This is a genomic window from Sphingomonas sp. (genome assembly GCF_019746665.1).
In the GTDB taxonomy this organism is placed as follows: Bacteria; Pseudomonadota; Alphaproteobacteria; order Sphingomonadales; family Sphingomonadaceae; genus Sphingomonas.
The window spans coordinates 47031-64923 of the sequence record NZ_JAIERS010000014.1; the positions used below are offsets into that span (position 1 = coordinate 47031).

General features: G+C 69.4%; 10 protein-coding genes. 7 read left to right on the forward strand and 3 right to left on the reverse strand.

The features are described from left to right. Positions 1 to 5: 5 nt before the first annotated feature. On the reverse strand, positions 6 to 1313 hold the full coding sequence (locus K2X73_RS10275; protein WP_294110543.1) for a 3-methyl-2-oxobutanoate dehydrogenase (2-methylpropanoyl-transferring) subunit alpha: 1308 nt from the start codon (positions 1311 to 1313) through the stop codon (positions 6 to 8). 337 nt (positions 1314 to 1650) lie between these two features. Between K2X73_RS10275 and K2X73_RS10280 the strand changes: the two genes are divergently transcribed. The 3 genes from K2X73_RS10280 to K2X73_RS10290 are packed head-to-tail and all read left to right on the forward strand — an operon-like array spanning position 1651 to position 5815. Continuing rightward, the gene (locus K2X73_RS10280) at positions 1651 to 3924 is read left to right on the forward strand and encodes a glycosyltransferase family 4 protein (RefSeq protein ID WP_294110545.1); all 2274 of its coding nucleotides are present in this window, start codon (positions 1651 to 1653) and stop codon (positions 3922 to 3924) included. 49 nt (positions 3925 to 3973) lie between these two features. Then, positions 3974 to 5275, forward strand: coding sequence for a glycoside hydrolase family 130 protein (locus tag K2X73_RS10285; RefSeq protein WP_294110547.1), 1302 nt, complete (start codon positions 3974 to 3976; stop codon positions 5273 to 5275). Positions 5276 to 5323: 48 nt separating this feature from the next. Then, on the forward strand, positions 5324 to 5815 hold the full coding sequence (locus tag K2X73_RS10290; RefSeq protein ID WP_294110549.1) for a hypothetical protein: 492 nt from the start codon (positions 5324 to 5326) through the stop codon (positions 5813 to 5815). A gap of 7 nt (positions 5816 to 5822) precedes the next feature. Here K2X73_RS10290 and pbpC read toward each other — a convergent pair whose 3' ends face one another. Both pbpC and K2X73_RS10300 read right to left on the reverse strand, forming a co-directional pair. Beyond that, a complete protein-coding gene (gene pbpC / locus K2X73_RS10295) occupies positions 5823 to 7919 on the reverse strand; it encodes a penicillin-binding protein 1C (protein ID WP_294110551.1) in 2097 nt (698 codons plus the stop codon). Then, positions 7919 to 13660, reverse strand: coding sequence for an MG2 domain-containing protein (locus K2X73_RS10300; protein WP_294110554.1), 5742 nt, complete (start codon positions 13658 to 13660; stop codon positions 7919 to 7921). The genes pbpC and K2X73_RS10300 overlap by 1 nt, the downstream gene beginning before the upstream one ends. A gap of 69 nt (positions 13661 to 13729) precedes the next feature. On the opposite strand from K2X73_RS10300, the gene K2X73_RS10305 reads away from it, so the two are divergent. The 4 genes from K2X73_RS10305 to K2X73_RS10320 are packed head-to-tail and all read left to right on the forward strand — an operon-like array spanning position 13730 to position 17893. Next, entirely contained in the window at positions 13730 to 15136 is a 1407-nt protein-coding gene (locus tag K2X73_RS10305; protein WP_294110557.1) for a glycosyl transferase family protein, read from the forward strand. Continuing rightward, entirely contained in the window at positions 15133 to 16179 is a 1047-nt protein-coding gene (locus K2X73_RS10310; protein ID WP_294110559.1) for a hypothetical protein, read from the forward strand. Before K2X73_RS10305 ends, K2X73_RS10310 begins: the two co-directional genes overlap by 4 nt. A gap of 38 nt (positions 16180 to 16217) precedes the next feature. Continuing rightward, positions 16218 to 17135, forward strand: a complete 918-nt coding sequence (locus tag K2X73_RS10315) for a sulfite exporter TauE/SafE family protein (RefSeq protein ID WP_294110561.1) — start codon at positions 16218 to 16220, stop codon at positions 17133 to 17135. Between the two features lie 32 nt (positions 17136 to 17167). Continuing rightward, positions 17168 to 17893, forward strand: a complete 726-nt coding sequence (locus tag K2X73_RS10320) for a TIGR02186 family protein (RefSeq protein WP_294110602.1) — start codon at positions 17168 to 17170, stop codon at positions 17891 to 17893.

A 17893-nucleotide genomic window follows, 5' to 3' on the forward strand; every position in this document is an offset into this window, starting at 1 on the left:
CGCTCTCACTTGGCTTTCCAGAAGCGGCCCGAGGCTTCTTCCTCGGCGCGCATCTGCTCGCGCTGTTCCTGAAGGTGCCAGGGCAGTTGCTCGAACACGCCCTCGAACATCGTCTCGAACGGCTGGTGCAGCCCGTGGCCGAGAATGCCGTTGGCCTCGGCCTCTTTCTGGCTCGCCTTCACGAGCTCGGCGAGTTCGACGTCTTGCGCGGCGTGGCGCGCCTCGTCCCATTCACCGAGCGCGATCAGATGGTCCTTCAGCCGGCGCACCGGATCGCCGAGCGGCCAGGCATTGGGTTCGGCGGCCGAGCGATAGGCGGTGGGATCGTCCGAGGTCGAATGGCCCTCGGCCCGGTAGGTGAAGAGTTCGATCAGCGTCGGGCCTTGGTTGGTCCGCGCGCGCTCGGCGGCCCAGGCGGTCGCGGCGTAGACGGCGAGCGCGTCATTGCCGTCGACGCGCAGGCCGGCGATGCCATAGCCTACCGCGCGCGCCGCGAAGGTGGTCGCCTCCGCGCCGGCGAAGCCCGAAAAGCTGGAAATCGCCCATTGGTTGTTGACCACGTTCAGGATCACCGGCGCGCGATAAACGCTGGCGAAGGTGCAGGCCGAGTGGAAATCGCCTTCGGCGGTCGAGCCGTCGCCGCACCAAGTCGCCGCGATCCGGGTATCGCCTTTCGCCGCCGAGGCCATCGCCCAGCCTACCGCCTGGGGATATTGAGTGGTGAGATTGCCGGAGATGGAGAAAAACCCGGCTTCCTTCGCCGAATACATGATCGGCAGCTGCTTGCCCTGCAGGCGATCGGCGCGGTTCGAATAGACCTGGTTCATCATATCGACCAGCGACCAGCCGCGCGCGATCAGCAACCCCTGCTGGCGATAGCTGGGGAAGCACATATCGTCACGATCGAGCGCGAAGGCGGCGGCGACCGCCACCGCTTCCTCGCCCGTGCACTTCATGTAGAAACTCGTCTTGCCCTGGCGCTGGGCGCGGAACATGCGCTCGTCATAGGCGCGGGTGAGCGCCATCGCGCGCAGCATCCGGCGCAGCGTTTCGGGCGGCAGCTTTGGATCCCACGGGCCATGCGCCTGGTGGTCCTCGCCAAGCACACGCACCAGAGTATAGGCAAGCTCGGTGAATTCAGCGGCGGCGGCGGCGGGATCGGGCCGGGGCTGCGCCCCCGCCGGCGGCACCGCCACTTCGACAAAATCGACCTGATCGCCGGGACGGAAGCGCGGTTCGGGAACATGGAGCCGCAGCGGCGGCAGATTGCGCCCTGGCACCTGGTTGAGGGAATCGCCCTGTCGCTCGTCCATGACCTCTCCTCACCAGACTCGCCTCAAGCGGTACGGTCGCGAGCGGCATTGCGCGGACGGACATAAAATTTCAACGACGAATTTCTCGGCCGGGACGACCGCCCCGCGCCGCCGCCCATCGTGCTCGCACATGCCGGATCGGGCCGGCTTAACTTTACCCGCCCAGTCCCGCCACTGGGACGCCCGCGAAGCGCGGATGGTCGCCGGGGTGCGTTGGTGCATCGCACAATCGCCGCAACCAACCCCGCGCCCAATCGTTTTGGGTTCATTGTTCATTCAGGCGTCGATTGACCCGCGCGCGGCGCCGCGTGGGGCTTTGGCGCACGAGAGGATAGCCATGACGATCGCCAACCCCACGAAGCTTGATCGCCCGCTCGATCACATCGCCTTGATCGGCAATTTCCTCCCCCGCCAGTGCGGCATCGCGACATTCACCACCGACACCTATCACGCCCTGCGGGCGCGCTTCCCCGGGTTGCGGGTCGATGTCTATGCGATGGACGACCTTCCCGGCCAACACGCCTATCCCAGCGCCGTCACCGCCGCGATCCCGCAGCATGATCGCGGCGCTTACGTGGCCGCCGCCCACGCGATTCAGGCATCGGGCGCGCAGGCGATCTGGGTGCAGCACGAATATGGCATCTTTGGCGGCCCCGCCGGCGAGCATCTGCTCGCGCTGCTCGATCGCACCAACCTGCCGTTGATCGTGACGCTCCACACCGTGCTCGAACAGCCAAGCGATGATGAGCGCCGGGTGATGGAACGGCTGCTACGCCGCGCCGCGCGGGTGATCGTGATGGCTGAGCGCGGGCGCGACATTCTGCGGCGCGTCCATGGCATTGCCGGTCGCCAGGTGAGCGTGATTCCCCATGGCGTACCCGATCGCCCCTTCGCGCCCACCGAAGCCTTCAAGGCGCGTTTTGGTTGGGCCGGCCGGCAGGTCGTGCTAACCTTTGGCCTGCTTTCGCCCGGCAAGGGCATCGAAACGGTGATCGAGGCGCTGCCTGCCGTGATCGCCGCCGCTCCCCATCTGCTCTACGTCGTGCTGGGCGCGACCCACCCGCACCTGATCGCGCACGAGGGCCAGGCCTATCGGGAACGGCTGGAAGCGCTTGCCGCCGACCGCGGGGTCGCGGGGCATGTTCAGTTCATCGATCGCTTCGTCGAGCATGAGGAGTTGCTCGATTATCTTCAGGCGGCCGACTTGTACGTCACCCCCTATGTGAACCCGGCCCAGATCACCTCGGGCACGCTCAGCTATGCGGTCGCGCTCGGAAAGCCGGTGGTGTCGACGCCCTACGTCCACGCGACCGAAATCCTGGCCGATGGCCATGGGGTGCTGGTCGATTTCGGCGACAGCGCCGCCTTCGCGCGCGAGATCACCGCGCTGCTCGGCTCGGACCGCAACCGGCGGAAACTCGCCGAGCGTGCCTATGCGCGCGGGCGGACGATGCTGTGGTCATGCGCCGCTGAAGCGGCCATGGCGGAACTTTCGGCGGCAGTGGCCGCACGGCCAGCACGGCTGCCGCACGCCGCGCCGCTCGCGCCGCTCGCCCCCGATTTCAGCGCGGTCGAGCGGATGAGCGATGCGACCGGGATGCTCCAACATTCGATCTATTCGGTCCCCGATCGTCGCCACGGTTATTGCATCGACGACAATGCCCGCGCCCTGATGCTGGTGGCGCGGATGCCCGGTCTCGACGAGACACAGCGCGACAAATGGCTGACGATCTATGCCGCTTTCGTCCAGCACGGCTGGAACCCCGACCAGCAGCGCTTCCGCAATTTCATGCGGTTCGACCGAAGCTGGTGCGAGGACGTGGGATCGGAGGATTCGAACGGGCGCACGCTTTGGGCACTCGGCACCGTCGCCCGCCATGCCGCGCTCCACAAGCATCGCGATTGGGCGACGCGGCTGTTCGACGAGACCGCCGGGCTCGCGCTCACGCTCTGCAGCCCGCGCGCGCAAGCGTTCGCGATGCTGGGCGCGGCTGAAATGCTCGCCAGCCATCCCGGCCACGCGCTTGCCCGCGAGATATTGGAGCGGTTCAGCGCCGACCACCTCGCCCTGCTCGCCGAGGCGCGGCGGCCCGAATGGGAATGGTTCGAGATCGTCCTGGCCTATGACAATGCCCGCCTGCCCGAGGCGATGCTGCGCGCCGGACTCGCGCTCGAACGTCGCGACCTCGTCGACACGGGCCTCACGACGCTGGACTGGATCATCGCTTGCCAAACGAGTCCCGAAGGGCGCTTCCGCGCGGTTGGGACCGACAGTTTCGGGCGCGCCTACGCCCCGCCGCTGCCGTTCGACCAGCAGCCGCTCGAAGCACAGGCAACAGTCGACGCGTGCGCCGCCGCCTTTGCCGCGACCGGCGACGCGCGCTGGATCGCCGAAGCACAGCGCGCCTATCGCTGGTTCCTGGGTGCGAATGACCTCGACCTCGCGCTCGCCAGCGCCGAGGATGGCGGTTGTTTCGACGGATTGACGCCACAAGGGCTCAACCGCAACCAGGGTGCCGAATCGATCCTGGCGCTGCAGCTCGCCTCGATCACGATAGCCGAGCTTTGCCAATATCTTACCGCAGGCGAAACGGTTCGCGCGGTTGCTTGACGTCGTCCGGTTGCGTAGAGCCGGCCCGCTTGAGACCCAAGGGGGCCGTGTGCTCGACGTCTATCATCACCCGCTGCGCCTTCGCGCCGATCCGGCGCGGGTCGTCGTGCGGCCGTTCCAGCTCGCGCTTCAGGCCAATGGCAACGCGCCGAGCCGCACCGAGCGGCTGGTCCGCGAAGTGCTGGCGATGACCGCCACCCAGGCGCGCGACGAGCTGGCGGTGGTGCTCAAGGATTTCGAGGCGCGCCACTGGCAGACGCGACGCATCTTCATGGCGCGCTATCATGAGATCGCCGGTCAGCTCGGCCTCGACGGCGCCGCGATCGACGACGAGCACCGCCAGCTGATCGGCGCCTATTTCTGCCACGAATACAGCTATGCCGCCGCCGCGCTGATGAATCCCAGCGCCGTGCCGCATCCCGATCAATCCGGCATGAGCGCGGGATCGCTGCGCATCCTGATGTCGCTGCGCGCGGTGGGCGAGGGCCATATCAGCTCGGTTGCCTTCCGCGAGGGAATCATCACCGCCGATCGCGAGCTGATGCTGGCGCCCGAGCCACCTTTCGCGACCGCGACCGATACCGTGCACCAGGATAGCGCGCGCCTGCCGAGCGGGGCGGTTACCGTGCATCGCCACCGCGACTCAACGCTTTCGGGAACGGTGATTTTCCCGATGACCGCCGCCCAGGCCAAGGGGCTGGAGGATCTGCGCCTGGTCCGCTTCGATCACGGCGACGACGACCATGAGTGGCTCGGCACCTATACCGCCTATAACGGCGCGGCGATCCAGTCCGAACTGCTGCGCACGCGCGACTTTCGCCGGTTCGATCTGGTGCCGATGACCGGCGCGGCCGCGCGCAACAAGGGCATGGCGCTGTTCCCCCGCCGGATCGACGGCCGCTATTGGATGATCGGCCGGCAGGATGGCGAGAATCTGTTTCTGATCGCCTCCGACCGGCTGACGCATTGGGACGAAGGAACGCGGCTGCTGACCCCGCATTACTCGTGGGAGCTGGTCCAGATCGGCAATTGCGGCCCGCCGATCGAGCTTGACGAGGGCTGGCTGCTCCTGACCCACGGCGTTGGCGCGATGCGCAAATATTCGATTGGCGCGGTGCTGCTCGACAAGGCCGACCCGTCGCGCGTGATCGGTCGCACCGCCGCGCCGCTGCTCGCCGCCGCCGATCAGGACCGCGAAGGCTATGTCCCCAACGTCGTCTATAGCTGCGGCGGGTTGCGGATCGGCGATGATCTGTTCCTGCCCTATGGCGTGGCGGACAGCTCGGTCGCCTTCGCCTTCGTGCCGATCGCCGGGTTGTTGGCGATGATGGAGCCTGTTCAGCGCGGGTAAAAGCGCGCTAAGCTTTGTTGCCGCCCGATTAATAAGGGAGACCAGCTGATGACCCGCACTCTTGCCGCCCTGCTGATCGCCGGGCTCACCCTGCCGGCGCTGCCGGCGGCGGCCCAATCGCCGCAGGACGAGCAGCGCTTCCAGCAGGCGCAGCAGCGTTTCCAGAACGAGCTGAGCATCTTCCAGCAGGAATTCGATCGCTATCAGCGGTCGCGGGCCAATCGTCCCGCCTATGATCCGCGCTATGACGATCGCGGCGGCGGCTACGACGATGGCTACGACGCCGCCCAATATTACCGTCCTGGGCAGAGCGAGCGCGTGCTGGGCACCGACGACCGCGTCTATCGCGGCTCGGACGGGCGCTATTATTGCCGCCGCACCGACGGTACCACGGGGCTGATCGTGGGCGGCGCGGTAGGTGGTATCTTCGGCAACGCGATCGCCCCGCGCGGGTCGCGCACGCTGGGGAGCATCCTGGGGATCGTCGGTGGCGCCGCGCTCGGTGGTTCGATCGACCGCAACCGGGTGAGCTGTCGTTGAAGACCGCTCAGCGCACCGTGAACACGATCTGATCGACCACCCGCCCCCCGGCGTCCGCCAGTCGCAGCAGGTGGCGCCCGGGGGTGGGGAAGAATAGCGGCGCAGCTAACGCGCGCCCGTCAAGCCACAGCCGGTGGCCCTCCGCCGCGCCGGAAAGCTGAACGGCGAGTCGCTGATTAGCGGTCGGAATATCGGCGTCGAGCGCATAGACACTGCCTGATACCGGACTCACGATGCGAGGACGACGCGCGGCGGCGGGAGCGGCGGCAATCAGCGTCTGGCCCGTGCCGGCGAGGAAATAGTCGCGGCGCGGTGGCTCGGGGGTGCCGGCGAAAGTTACCCGCCGCGCCTCGATTCCCGGCGGCGGGGGCGGCGCCTTGGGCGGCGCATCGGCATGGAGCGCGCGCATCAGATCGCGCCAGACGGGTGCCGCGCCGCTGGTGCCCGAGACCGCGTGCATCGGGTCGCCCTCGGCATTGCCGATCCACACCCCCACGACATAGCGATCGGTGAAGCCGATGCACCAATTGTCGCGCATCGCCTTCGACGTACCCGTTTTCACCGCCGCCCAGAACGGCAGGCGCAGCGCCGAGTCGAGCCCGAAGGTCACCGCACGCGCATTGGCGTCGGCCAGCATGTCGCTGACCAGCCACGCCGCCTGCGGGCTCAGCACGCGCTGGGCGCGCGGCCCGGGCGCGGGCGTGACGCGTAGCGGCGCCCACAGCCCCCCGGTCGCGAGCGCGCGATAGGCCGCGACCTGCTCCAGCAAGGTCGCCTCCGCCGAGCCGAGCGCGAGCGAGAAGCCATAATAATCGCCGTCCTCGACCAGGCCGCGATAGCCCGTGTCCCAAAGCCGGTCGCGAAACGCCTCCACCCCAACCAGCAGCAGCGTCCGCACCGCGGGCACGTTGAGCGAGCCGGCGAGCGCGGTTCGCGCGGAGACCGGACCCTTGAACGCCCGGTCATAGTTCTGGGGGACATAGAGCCCAGAGGCGGTGTCCAGCTGCACCGGCGAATCGTCGAGGATCGAGGCGGGGGTCAGATAGCCGCGCTCGATCGCCTGTGCGTAGAGGAACGGCTTGAGCGTCGATCCCGCCTGACGATAGGCGCTCGCGCCGTCCACCGCCGGCGCGGTCGAGCTGCTGCCGCCACCGCCGACATAGGCCAGCACCTCGCCGCGCGCCACATCGGCGATCACCACCGCGCCGTCGCGCGCGCGGGCGCCGAGCGTCGCGAGCTGGTGGCGCAGCGCCTGCGTCGCCAGCCGCTGCAGCCGCGCGTCGAGCGTCGTCCGCAATTTCAGTCCGGGCCGGTTGAGAAGATGCTGCGCCAAATGCGGCGCGAGCCCCGGATCGAGCGCGAGGCTCCGTGCGGGGCCGAGCATCGCCCAGGCGCCGCTGGCGAGCGCGGCGCAGTCGCGCCCGGCGTTGAGGCGGCACGCGCGCGCCGCGAGCCGCGCCGGCGTCGCGCGCGGATCAGGCAGCAGCGCGGCAAGCAGCACCGCCTGCTCCCGGCTAAGCGCATCGGGCGTCTTGCCGAACAGACCGAGCGCGGCGGCACCCACCCCTTGCGCCTCGCCACGAAAGCCGGCGAGGTTGAGATAAGCCTCGAGAATCTCATCCTTGCGCCAGGCGCTTTCCAACGCCCAGGCGGCGCGCATCTGGCGCAGCTTGTCACGCCAGCCGCGCGCGCCCGGGGCGGCGAGTTCGGGCGCGAGGAAGGCGGCCAGCTGCATCGTGATCGTCGAGGCCCCGCGCCCGCCACGACCCGCCAGCCGGTCACGCACCGCCCCCGCCAGGCCAAGCAGATCGACGCCGCCATGCGCGCGGAATCGCTTGTCCTCGGCGGCGATGATCGTCGCGGGCACGACCGGGGCAACCGACTCAAGCGGCGTCCAGGCGAGCCGTCGCGCGGCGAAGTTCACTCGTTGGCTGTCGATCAACGTGCCATGGCGATCATAGAGCCACGCCTCGCTCGGCCGCCAGTGCCCGCGCACGCTCACATAGCCGGGCAGCGCCGGCGGCCGGGTCGCGAAATCGAGCGCGGCAAGTAACGCGATGGCGAGCAGCACCGCGGCGGTGATGACGCCCGACCGACGGGGCATCAGTTCACCGCTACCACGACGGGTGCGTTCGGGAGCGCCGCATGGAGTTCGGGGGAGTACATCGCCTCGACCCGGCTCGGCGGCAGCGCGAAGCGGCCAGTGCCGTTCAGGCGGACGGTATAGCTCATCTTGGTTTCGCCCTCGCCAAGCCAGGCGAAATAGCCGCGCCACGCCACACCGCCGCGCTCGACATAGCTCGGCCCACCCGTCTCGCCCTGCGCCAGAATCGTCGATTGGTTGGCGTTGTTGCCGAGGATGCTCGCGCCCGGCGGCACCGGATCGCTCACCACCACCCAATTGCGCGCCGCGCTCGCTTGCACGGTCAGCGTCACCCGCAGCACGTCACCGCGCGTCAGCCGCCCTGGATGCTTGGCCTGCACCACCTCGACCGTGCGGGTGAGGCGGTAGCCGGCGGCGACCGGCGCGCGGAGTGGCACCGCCGCCCTCACCGAAACATAGGCCCACGGCCCCGCGCCGCCCGTCTGCGTCATCACCAGCGGTGCGCGCGCCGGGGGAAAGGCAAGCGATACGCCGCGCGCTTCCGCTGCGAGCGGCCAGCCCCGCGTCGCCTCGGCGGGGCCGAGCACCAGCCGCGTCGTCCCGCTGATCGCGCCCGGCGGATAGAGCGCCGCGACGCGCCGGGCGAACAGCGCGCCCCAGGCATTGGCGGTGGTCGTATCCCAGGCACCGCGCTGCTGGCGCAGGGAAATGCCGGCGATCAGCTTCGGCGCATCCGCCTCCCAGCCGGGGCGCCCCAGGACGGCGAGCCCCGCCTTCACCGCGCCGGTGTCCTCGCTCGCCAGCAACCACCAGGGCTGGGCGTCGTCGGTCAGGTCGATCCGGGTGCCTTCAAAGGCCAGCCGGCGCCGCAGCTCTTCTTCCCCCGCGCGGCGCAGGTCGGCGGCGTTCGCCGCGCCGATCTTGTCGAGCGCCATCAGATAATCGGCGAGCAGCGCGGTGGGCATCTCCGCTGGCGTCAGCCGCAGCTGGCCAAGCATCGCCGGGCTCGCGGCCCCGGCGCGGGCGAGCGCGGCGACGGCACTCAGACGGGCAAGGCGAACATCGCCATAATCTTCATGCCGCAGCCGCCCATCGACCAGCGCACGCAAGCCGTCCACCATTCGGCCGCGCGTGGCATCGGGGATGGGGAGTCCGGCCTCGCTGGCCAGCGACAGGACATAAGCGGTAAGCGCCTCCGACCCCTCGAGACCGTCGGACGGCCAGAAGCGAAGCAGCCCATCGGGCGCCTGATAGGTGGGCAGAGCGGCGGCGAGCCGGGCCCAGCCGGGACCGTCACCAAGCGCGACGATCCGCGACAATTGCTGCTCAAGGCAATCATAGGGATAGGCCGCCATGTAATCGCGGACCCCGGTGAGCGGCGGCGCGAGCGCATCCTCCAGCCGCACCGTCACCCCGCCGCGCCCTGGCAGCGCGCCAGCGGGGGCCGCGAGCAGCAACGGCGCCGCGCCGACGCGGGTGAGCGTCGCCGCCCAAGTTTCGATCGGCACCAGCGGCTCGATCTGTTGCGTCACGCTGATCGCGTCCGCCGCCGGCTGGCCTTCGGCGCGTGCCCGCACCTGCCAGCGCAGTGTGCCCGGCGTTGGGGGCGCGGTGAGGCTCCACAGAATCGGCACGGCGCCGCCGGCGGGGATCACCACGGTTTGCGGCCGCCCCGTCGCGATCGCGGGGGTCAGCGTCACCTCGGCGGTCACCCGCATCGGCTTGGCCGAGCTGTTGCGCAACGTGAAGATCGCGCCGAACTGGTCGCCGCTGCGCACGATCGGCGGCACACCCGCGAAGATCGACAGGTCCTGCGCCGCGCGCACGCTCGTCTCGCCGGTGCCGAAGCGCCCCGCCCCCTGGGTCGCGATCGCGACGAGCTTGAAGCGGGTGAGCGCGTCCGACAGCGGCACCGCGACGCGCGCGCGGCCCGCCGCGTCGAGCGGCACATGCCCGCGCCACAGCAACACCGGCTGGAAATTCTCGCGGTTGAGCGCCGCCGCGTCACCGCCACCGCCACCGCCCGCCGCGACCGCCTTCTTGCCGATATGGCGCTTGCCGACGACCTGGCTCTGCGCGGTCGCGGTCAGCACCGACAGGCTACGCTCGCCCATCATCGCGCTCAGCACGTCCCAGCTATCGTTGGGGGAGAGCTGGAGCAGTGCCTCATCCACCGCGACGAACGCCACGTCGGCATCGGGCGCGGGCTTGCCGTCGGGCGCCTTCACCCGCAGCGCGACTTGCGCCACCTGGCGCGCGGCGTAGCGCTCGCGATCGGCCTGGACGCTCACCGCCAATTGATGCGCCTCCCAGCCCACTTTCACCTTGGCGATGCCGAGGCGATAGGCGGGCTTGGCGAGATCGACGAGCGCGGTGGGCGCCCCCGCCGGCTCGCGCCTCGCCGTAAGGCCCAGCCAGGCGCCGACATCGCTTAGCCAATCCCAGAAGCCGGGCGTGATCCGCCCGCGCACCGCGAGCACCGAGACGAACACATCGGGCGCATAATCGCCCGGCATCGCTACCTCGACCACCGGGTCCTTGCCCGAAAGCTGGACGACCTTGCTCGCCAGCACGCCTTCGCGCTCCACGGTGACGAGCGCGGTCGCGGCGCGGAACGGCATCCGCACCTGGAAGCGCGCGGTCTCGCCCGCCTTGTAGCTCTGGCGTTCGGGGATCAGGTCCATCCGGTCGCCATTGTCGCCGCCGAACCACCAGTCATCGTCGCCCGCCAGCCATACCGATTGCACGCTCTGCGCTTGGTTGCCGTTCGCGTCGCTGGCGGTGGCGACGGCATAGACCTCGCCCGAGACGCCAGGGTCGATCGCGCACTGCGCCAGCCCTTGCGCATCCGTGGTCGCGGTGCAGCCGGCGGTGAGCTTGGTGGTCTTCGCCTGGTTGTCATAAGCGTAGAAGCCGCCGATCAGCCGGCGCCGCGCGGTCAGAATCTGGCGGCTGTAGAGCGCGACCGAAATGCGCTGCCCCTTGATCGGCGCGCCGTTCACGTCGAGCGCGACGAAGCGCAGCCGCAGATCGTCGGCCTTCATCAGCCAGCCATCGGTCTTCACCCCCAGCCGCACCGCCGCTGGATAGATCGGCAACGCGCGGGCGGCGGTGAGGATCTCGCCATTCGCGTCCTGATAATCCATTTCGACGCGCATGGTGGCCGCGCCCTGCAAGCCAGCGGGCACCTCGACCAGCGGACGCGCCGCGCCCTGGCCGTCGAGCGTTACCGGCAACGTCTGCACCGGCGGCAACGGGGTTTGATCCTCCTCGCCGTCACCGTTCAGCGTACGGGTGCCTTCCTTCACGGGCGTGCCGCCGAACTGGTAGCTTTCATAGCCCTCGGGCGCCCGGTCGCTGGCTTCCCAGCCGATCCGCAGATCGACCGGCAGCCGCGCCGCACCTCCGCCCGAGAGATAGCCCACGAACAGATCGAGCGGCACCGATTTGGGCCGCACCAGCGCTTCCTTCGGGCCGGTGACGCTCGCGCGCATCGTCGGCAGGCGATATTCGTCGATACGGAAGCTCTGCTCGCTGTAGATCGCCTTGTCGCCCTGCACGAACTGCAGGCTATAGCTGCCCATCGGCGCGCCTTGGGGCGCGGTCCAGCTCGTCTCGCCAACGCCGTTCTTGCCGATGGTGAGCGGCACGTCGAACTGGGTGCCCGATCCGGCATGGCTCAACCGCAGCGTGCCGCTGAACCCCGCGCCCAGCGTGAAGCCGGCGGCCGTGGGCTGCCGCAAAATGTGCTTCATGTGCACCGTCTCGCCCTGGCGGACGAGGGTGCGATCGAACACGGTATGGATGATCTCGCCCTGCGCTTGGTAGCCGAAGGGCAGATCGAAGTCGTAGGGCCGCAGTCCGTCGCCCCAATCGGTTAGAGTGAAGCTGAAATCGCCGCCGATGCGCGCCGAGACCATTAGCGGGTGCTGGGCGTCGCCTTCACCCTCGCACCCGCCATAGGTTTGCGGCTCGGGCAGGCCGCGGACGTAAAGCCCGCCCGCGCGGTCGGTCGCGCCGCGTGCGATCAGCCGGCCGGTGCAGCTATCGGTTACGCGAATTTCGGCATTGGCGACCGGCTTGCCGCTGTCGAGCGCGGTGACCCAGGCTAGGCTGCGCTCGCGCCCCCATTTGAAATGGACCGCCATGTTGGTGACGAGGGCGGCGCTGGTGACGTAACGCGGCGCCGGCCGGCCGAGCAGCGCCGCGCCGAGCACCGGACTTGCCAGCTCGACAACATAGAAGCCGGGCTGTTTGAGCGGGATGCCCACCACCTCGAACGCGCGCCCCTTGCCGGGCAGACCGAGCTTGAGCGGCTGGCCGCTCCCCGCGTTCAGGATCGGCTTGGCGCCGGTGTCGTTGATCCGCACCGTTTCCGCCCCGCGCTTTTCTTCGTGGCTGGCATAGGCATCGGCCTTGTCGACGGTGCGCAGCCAGCGCGCGACCTCGCCATCGGCGCTGTCGATCCGCAGCGCCTGCCCCCCGAGCGGCAGATTACGCCCGGCAAGCGCCGGCTCGACCGCGCGAACGGTGACGGGGAGCACGCCGCCCTCTTTCGCCTCGAGGATGCCGAAGGCGCCCGCGAACTTCACCAGCGGTGGCGGTGCGTCGAACCGCACCGTCAGCGGGAAGCGTTGGGCATTGGCGAGCGCGCGACCGCTCTCGTCGGTGATCGCGGCGGGGAGCGTCAGCGTCGCTTCGCTATTCTGCGGCAGCGGCGCGGCGAAGCGCACCTCGCTCACCGTCGCCGTTTGGCGCATATCGCCGCGTCCGGCATCATCGCTCGCGGTGAGCTGGGGGGCGATCGTCTTGCCGCCGGCGCTGAGCGTGATCGCCGCCGCGAGCTTGGCCGGGATCGGCGCGGTGAAGCGCACCCAGGCCGGCTCGACCGGCGAGCACCCGGCCTGCGGATTTACCCGCGAACATTCGAACCGCGCGGTGAACGGCTTGCGGACAGTATAGTCGAAGCGTTGATCGTTGCCGGCCGCCGGCCCGCCCGCGCCGCGTATGGCGCCCGACCAAACGAGCGCCATGTCGCGCCCCGGTGGTAGCGGCCGACGGCATTTAAGCGCGATGACCCTCTTCAGCGCCGCACCCCGCGCCGAGCCATCCTTGGGCAGGCTGGTGGGAAGCCCTGCTTCCTCCAGGAAATTGCTGATCTGATAGCGGTCGGTGCCCAGTTCGCCGAGCAGCCGCGCGGGCAGATCGGCGCCCAGCACATCGACCGGGATCTTCTCGCCAATGCCATCGACGCTGCAATAAGCGTTGGCACCCACCGAGCCGCGATCGGCGGGCATGTTGGCTGCGACCAGGAAGATCTGATCCTCCTCGATATCGCCGTCGTAGCGCGCCGGCAGCACCGCGCGCGCGGTGGGGCCGCCGGCATCGACCGTAAAGCGCCGCTGGCCCACCACCGCATAGCCGCCCGCGCTCTTCAGCCCCTCGCGCAGCTCGAAGCTGCACCGGGTACCACCCGGCAATGCGCCCGCGAATTCATAGACATAGGTTTGCTGATCGGCCCAGCGCCCGTCGCCGCCGACCGGACAATCGACGGTAAACGGCGCGGTCGCGCGCGGATCGCCGAGCGGAACGATCGGCTGATTGAAGCGCGCGGTGAAACGAGTGATCGCGCCGTTGTTGACGCCCGGGGTCGCAAGCACCACCTGAGGGCCATTCTCCGCCGAAGCGCCAAGCGGCCCCAATGCGAGCGCCAGCAGCGCCAGCCGAATCGCAAGCCTCACGCATACCCCCTTTGGCTGTTGAAGGCAGGCTATGGGGCCGTGAAAGCCAAGTCCAGCTTGATCCCGGGAATGATCCTGCGCAAAATCAATCTGAAAACGGGGGAAAGGGGCATGGTGCTGCTGGCAGCGCTGGACGCTTGCGCACGCGAAGCACTCTTGTTTGCCGCCGCCGGCTTCCTGATCGGTGGGATCGACGATCTGCTGATCGACATGCTGTTTATCTGGCGGGCGCTGCGCCGCAGGCTGCGCCGCGGCCCGCGATTCTCTGCCGCCGATTTCACGCTCGCCGAAAAGCCGGGACGAATGGTGGTGTTCGTACCCGCCTGGGACGAAGCGGCGGTGATCGCGCCGATGCTCACCGCGCTGCTCGCACGATATGATTACCCGAACTACGCGGTTTATGTCGGCGCCTACCCCAATGACGCTGCGACGATCCAGGCCGTGACAGCAATCGCCGCACAGGATGCGCGCGTCACGCTCGTCATCGGTCCGCGCGAAGGTCCGACCACCAAAGCCGATTGCTTGAACACGCTTTGGCAAGCAATGCTGGAGCATGAAGCGACCCGAGGCCGCGTAAAGGCCGTTGTCCTGCATGACGCCGAGGATCTGGTGCACCCCGCCGAGTTGCGTATCTTCGATTGGCTGATCGGGCGCCATGCAGCAGTGCAGCTGCCGGTATTGCCGCTCATCCATCCCCAAGGACGGGTGATCTCCGCCGTCTATTCAGACGAGTTCGCTGAAAGCCACGCCAAGCAACTGCAGGTGCGCGAGGCGCTGGGCGCCGGGCTGCCGCTGGCCGGGGTCGGCTGCGCCCTGGACCGCGAGGTGCTCGCGCGGGTTGGCGGGGCGGACGGGCCGTTCGATCGCGCCAGCCTGACCGAGGATTATGAGTTGGGCCTCGCCATCGCCGCCGCCGGCGGATCGACGATCTTCGTCCATGTCCCCGAAGCGCCCGGCAGTTGGACCCCGGTCGCGGTGCGCGCCTATTTCCCGCACCGGATCGACGCCGCCGTGCGTCAGCGTGCGCGCTGGATGGTCGGAATCGCGCTCGCTGGCTGGGATCGGCTGGGCTGGGGCCACCCGCTTGCCTGGCGCGACCATTGGATGCGGCTGCGTGATCGTCGCGCGCCGCTCGCGGTGGTGGTACTCGCCGCTGCCTATGCCGGGCTGCTGCTGGGGGGCGCGGGCATGATCGGCCACGCGCTCGAAGGCACGCCACAGCCCGCGCTGCTTCCCGAAGCGCTGTTGATCGCGACGAGCGCACTGATGCTGTGGCGGCTTATCATGCGGGTGGGCTTCACCACCACGATCTATGGCTGGCGCGAGGGGATCGCTGCCGTGCCGCGCGTGATCATTGGCAACTACATCGCGTTGCTCGCCGTGCGCCGGGCGCTTACCACGTATATCGGCCTGCTGCGTGGGCGTCCGCTCGCCTGGGACAAGACCGCGCACCAGTTCCCGCAAGGGCGTGCATGAGCGGCCGGCCGCTGCGCTTTCTGGGGGTGGTGCTCGGCGGCTGGATCGCGGTGCGCGTCGTGATGCTCTGGCCGGCACCGCCCGTCATCCATCTGGACGCGACCCGCGCCTCGTTGGCCGTGCCGCAAAGCGACGACGCGCAAAATGACGTGGTGTTGCGCTACCCCGAACTGGCGGCACTCGGCGCGGTGCGGCAGGAGCCGTGGCTGCCGGCGACCGGCCCGGCGCCGCGCTCCGCCGCCCGCGTGAGCGCCGCGCCCCTGGTGATGCCGCCGCCCGAACCACGGCCGGCGCGTCCAGGCGTCGATCCACGCCGCGTCGCGGTAGCGCTGCTCGCCCTGACCCGCTTCGATCCTGCCGCGCCGGCACCGCCACAGGGGCTTCCAGCGACACCCGCGCGCGACCCCGCCCCGCGGCCAGGCGCCGCGCCCTGGTCTGGTTCGGCCTGGCTGATCGCGCGCGGCGGCGCGGGGCTCGGCGCGGGGCCGCAGGGCGGACAATTGGGCGGCAGCCAGGCGGGCGCGCGGATCGCTTATCATGTCGCGGACCGCATCGCGCTCATCGGCCGGGTCGCGGCGCCGCTGCAAGGACCAGGGAGCGAAGCGGCGCTCGGCTTCGAGTGGCGGGTCGCGCCGCAGCTACGCGTCGTCACCGAGCAGCGCATCGCGATCGACGGCGCGGGCGGCGGCCCGGCGTTCGGCGTCGTCGGCGGCATCGGCCCGACCGCGCTGCGCGGCTTCCGGCTTGAAGCCTATGGCCAGGCGGGGGTGATCGGGCGCGATCGTGGCATCTACTACGCCGATGGCGCGGCGCGGATCGAGGCGCCGGTCGTCCGGCGCGGCAAGGTCACGATGGGCGTGGGGGTCGGCGCGTGGGGCGCCGCGCAAACCGGCGCCGAGCGGCTCGATCTCGGCCCGACATTGGGGTTGAAGCTGCCAATGGGCTCCCGGTCGGCGCGGCTGACGCTCGATTGGCGCGCGCGTGTCGCGGGCGTCGCGGCACCCGGTTCTGGCGCCGCGCTCGCGATCGGCACCGATTTCTAGGTGCCTTGGCCGCCGCCGCTGGCTAGGGTGGCGGCAGCATGGACTTGTACCTCCCCATCGCCAATCTCAGCGTCAACGCGCTGCTGATCATCCTGCTCGGCGGTGGGGTGGGCCTGTTGTCGGGGATGTTCGGCGTAGGCGGCGGGTTCCTGACCACCCCTCTCCTGATCATCTATGGCATCCCGCCGACCGTCGCGGCCGCCTCGGCCGCGACGCAGGTGACGGGAGCGAGCGTCTCGGGCGTGTTCGCGCATTGGCGGCGGCGCGGGGTGGACGTGAAGATGGGGCTGGTAATGGTCGCGGGCGGCGTGCTCGGATCATTGGTCGGCGCGGTGTTGTTCCGCCTGCTCCAGGCCAATGGCCAGAGCGACACCGTGATCGCGATCCTTTATGTGCTGATGCTGGGATTCATCGGCGTGACGATGGCGCGCGAATCCATCCAGTCTATCGTCGCGCTGCGTTCGGGCCGACCGCTGCCGGCGCGCAAGCGGCGCCACCATCCGCTCGTCGCCGCCCTCCCGTTGCGGACGCGCTTCTACGCGAGTGGCCTTTATATCTCGCCGCTCGCGCCGCTGCTGCTCGGCTTCCTCGTCGGCATCCTCACGATCCTGCTGGGCGTGGGCGGCGGATTCATTCTGGTGCCGGCGATGCTCTACCTGCTCGGCATGGGGGCGACCGTCGTGGTCGGCACCTCGCTGTTCCAGACGCTGTTCGTCACCGCCGCCGCGACGCTGGTCCACGCGCTCACCACCAAGGCGGTCGATCTGGTGCTCGCCACGCTGCTGCTGATCGGATCGGTGATCGGCGCGCAGCTCGGCGCGCGGTTCGCGAGCAAGGTGAAGCCCGAATATCTTCGCCTGATCCTCGCGCTGATCGTGCTGACGCTCGCGATCCGCGTCGCCCTGGGGCTGGGCTTCCGCCCCGACGAGATCTACTCGGTCGAGCTGGCACGGTGAGGCGCTACGTCTGGCTTGCCGCGCCGGTCCTGATGGCGCAGGCGCCCGCGCCGAAGCCTGTGTTGGTGCCGGACGTCTCGCAGCGCCAGATCGACATCAAGTACAGCTTTACCGGCGCCGACCTTCTGTTGTTCGGGGCGATCCTCTATCCCGGCGGGCGGGTGCCGGCGGAGCGCGACGCTGATATCGTCGTGGTGGTGAAGGGGCCGGTGCAGCCGATCCTGGTGCGCGAGAAGCAGAAAATCGCGGGCATCTGGGTCAACGCCGCATCGATGCGCTATCTCTCGGCACCAAGCTTCTACGCGATCGCCTCGTCCAAGCCGATCGCCAGCCTGCTCGATGAACGCAGCCGAGCGATTTACGAACTGGGGCTCGACAGCCTGCAACTGTCGCCGGCGAGCGGCGGGGAAAGCGAGGCGCGGGATCGCTTCGCGCGCGGGCTGGTCGATTTGCGCCAGCGTGCGGGACTTTATTACGAGGCGCCCGGCGCGGTGGAAATCACCGACGGTGTGCTTTACCGCGCCCGCATCGCGATTCCCGCGCGGGTGCCCGTCGGGCGTTTCACCGCCGAGACCTTCCTGCTGCGGCGCGGCCGGGTGCTGGCGGTGGCGGTCCGCGATCTCGACATTCGCAAGACCGGGTTCGAGCGCTTCGTTGCTCGCCAGGCTGAGCGGCGCTCGTTCGGTTACGGGCTGACAGCGGTCGCGCTCTCGGTGCTGCTCGGCTGGGCGGCGGGGTGGATCGCGCGTCGCGCCTGA

What these genes read in the sequence shown, in the direction of transcription:
- K2X73_RS10275 (WP_294110543.1), bottom strand. Translation starts at nt 1,313, where the DNA reads ATGGACGAGCGACAGGGCGATTCCCTCAACCAGGTGCCAGGGCGCAAT.
- K2X73_RS10280 (WP_294110545.1), top strand. Translation starts at nt 1,651, where the DNA reads ATGACGATCGCCAACCCCACGAAGCTTGATCGCCCGCTCGATCACATC.
- K2X73_RS10290 (WP_294110549.1), top strand. Translation starts at nt 5,324, where the DNA reads ATGACCCGCACTCTTGCCGCCCTGCTGATCGCCGGGCTCACCCTGCCG.
- pbpC (WP_294110551.1), bottom strand. Translation starts at nt 7,919, where the DNA reads ATGCCCCGTCGGTCGGGCGTCATCACCGCCGCGGTGCTGCTCGCCATC.
- K2X73_RS10305 (WP_294110557.1), top strand. Translation starts at nt 13,730, where the DNA reads ATGATCCTGCGCAAAATCAATCTGAAAACGGGGGAAAGGGGCATGGTG.
- K2X73_RS10310 (WP_294110559.1), top strand. Translation starts at nt 15,133, where the DNA reads ATGAGCGGCCGGCCGCTGCGCTTTCTGGGGGTGGTGCTCGGCGGCTGG.
- K2X73_RS10315 (WP_294110561.1), top strand. Translation starts at nt 16,218, where the DNA reads ATGGACTTGTACCTCCCCATCGCCAATCTCAGCGTCAACGCGCTGCTG.
- K2X73_RS10320 (WP_294110602.1), top strand. Translation starts at nt 17,168, where the DNA reads ATGGCGCAGGCGCCCGCGCCGAAGCCTGTGTTGGTGCCGGACGTCTCG.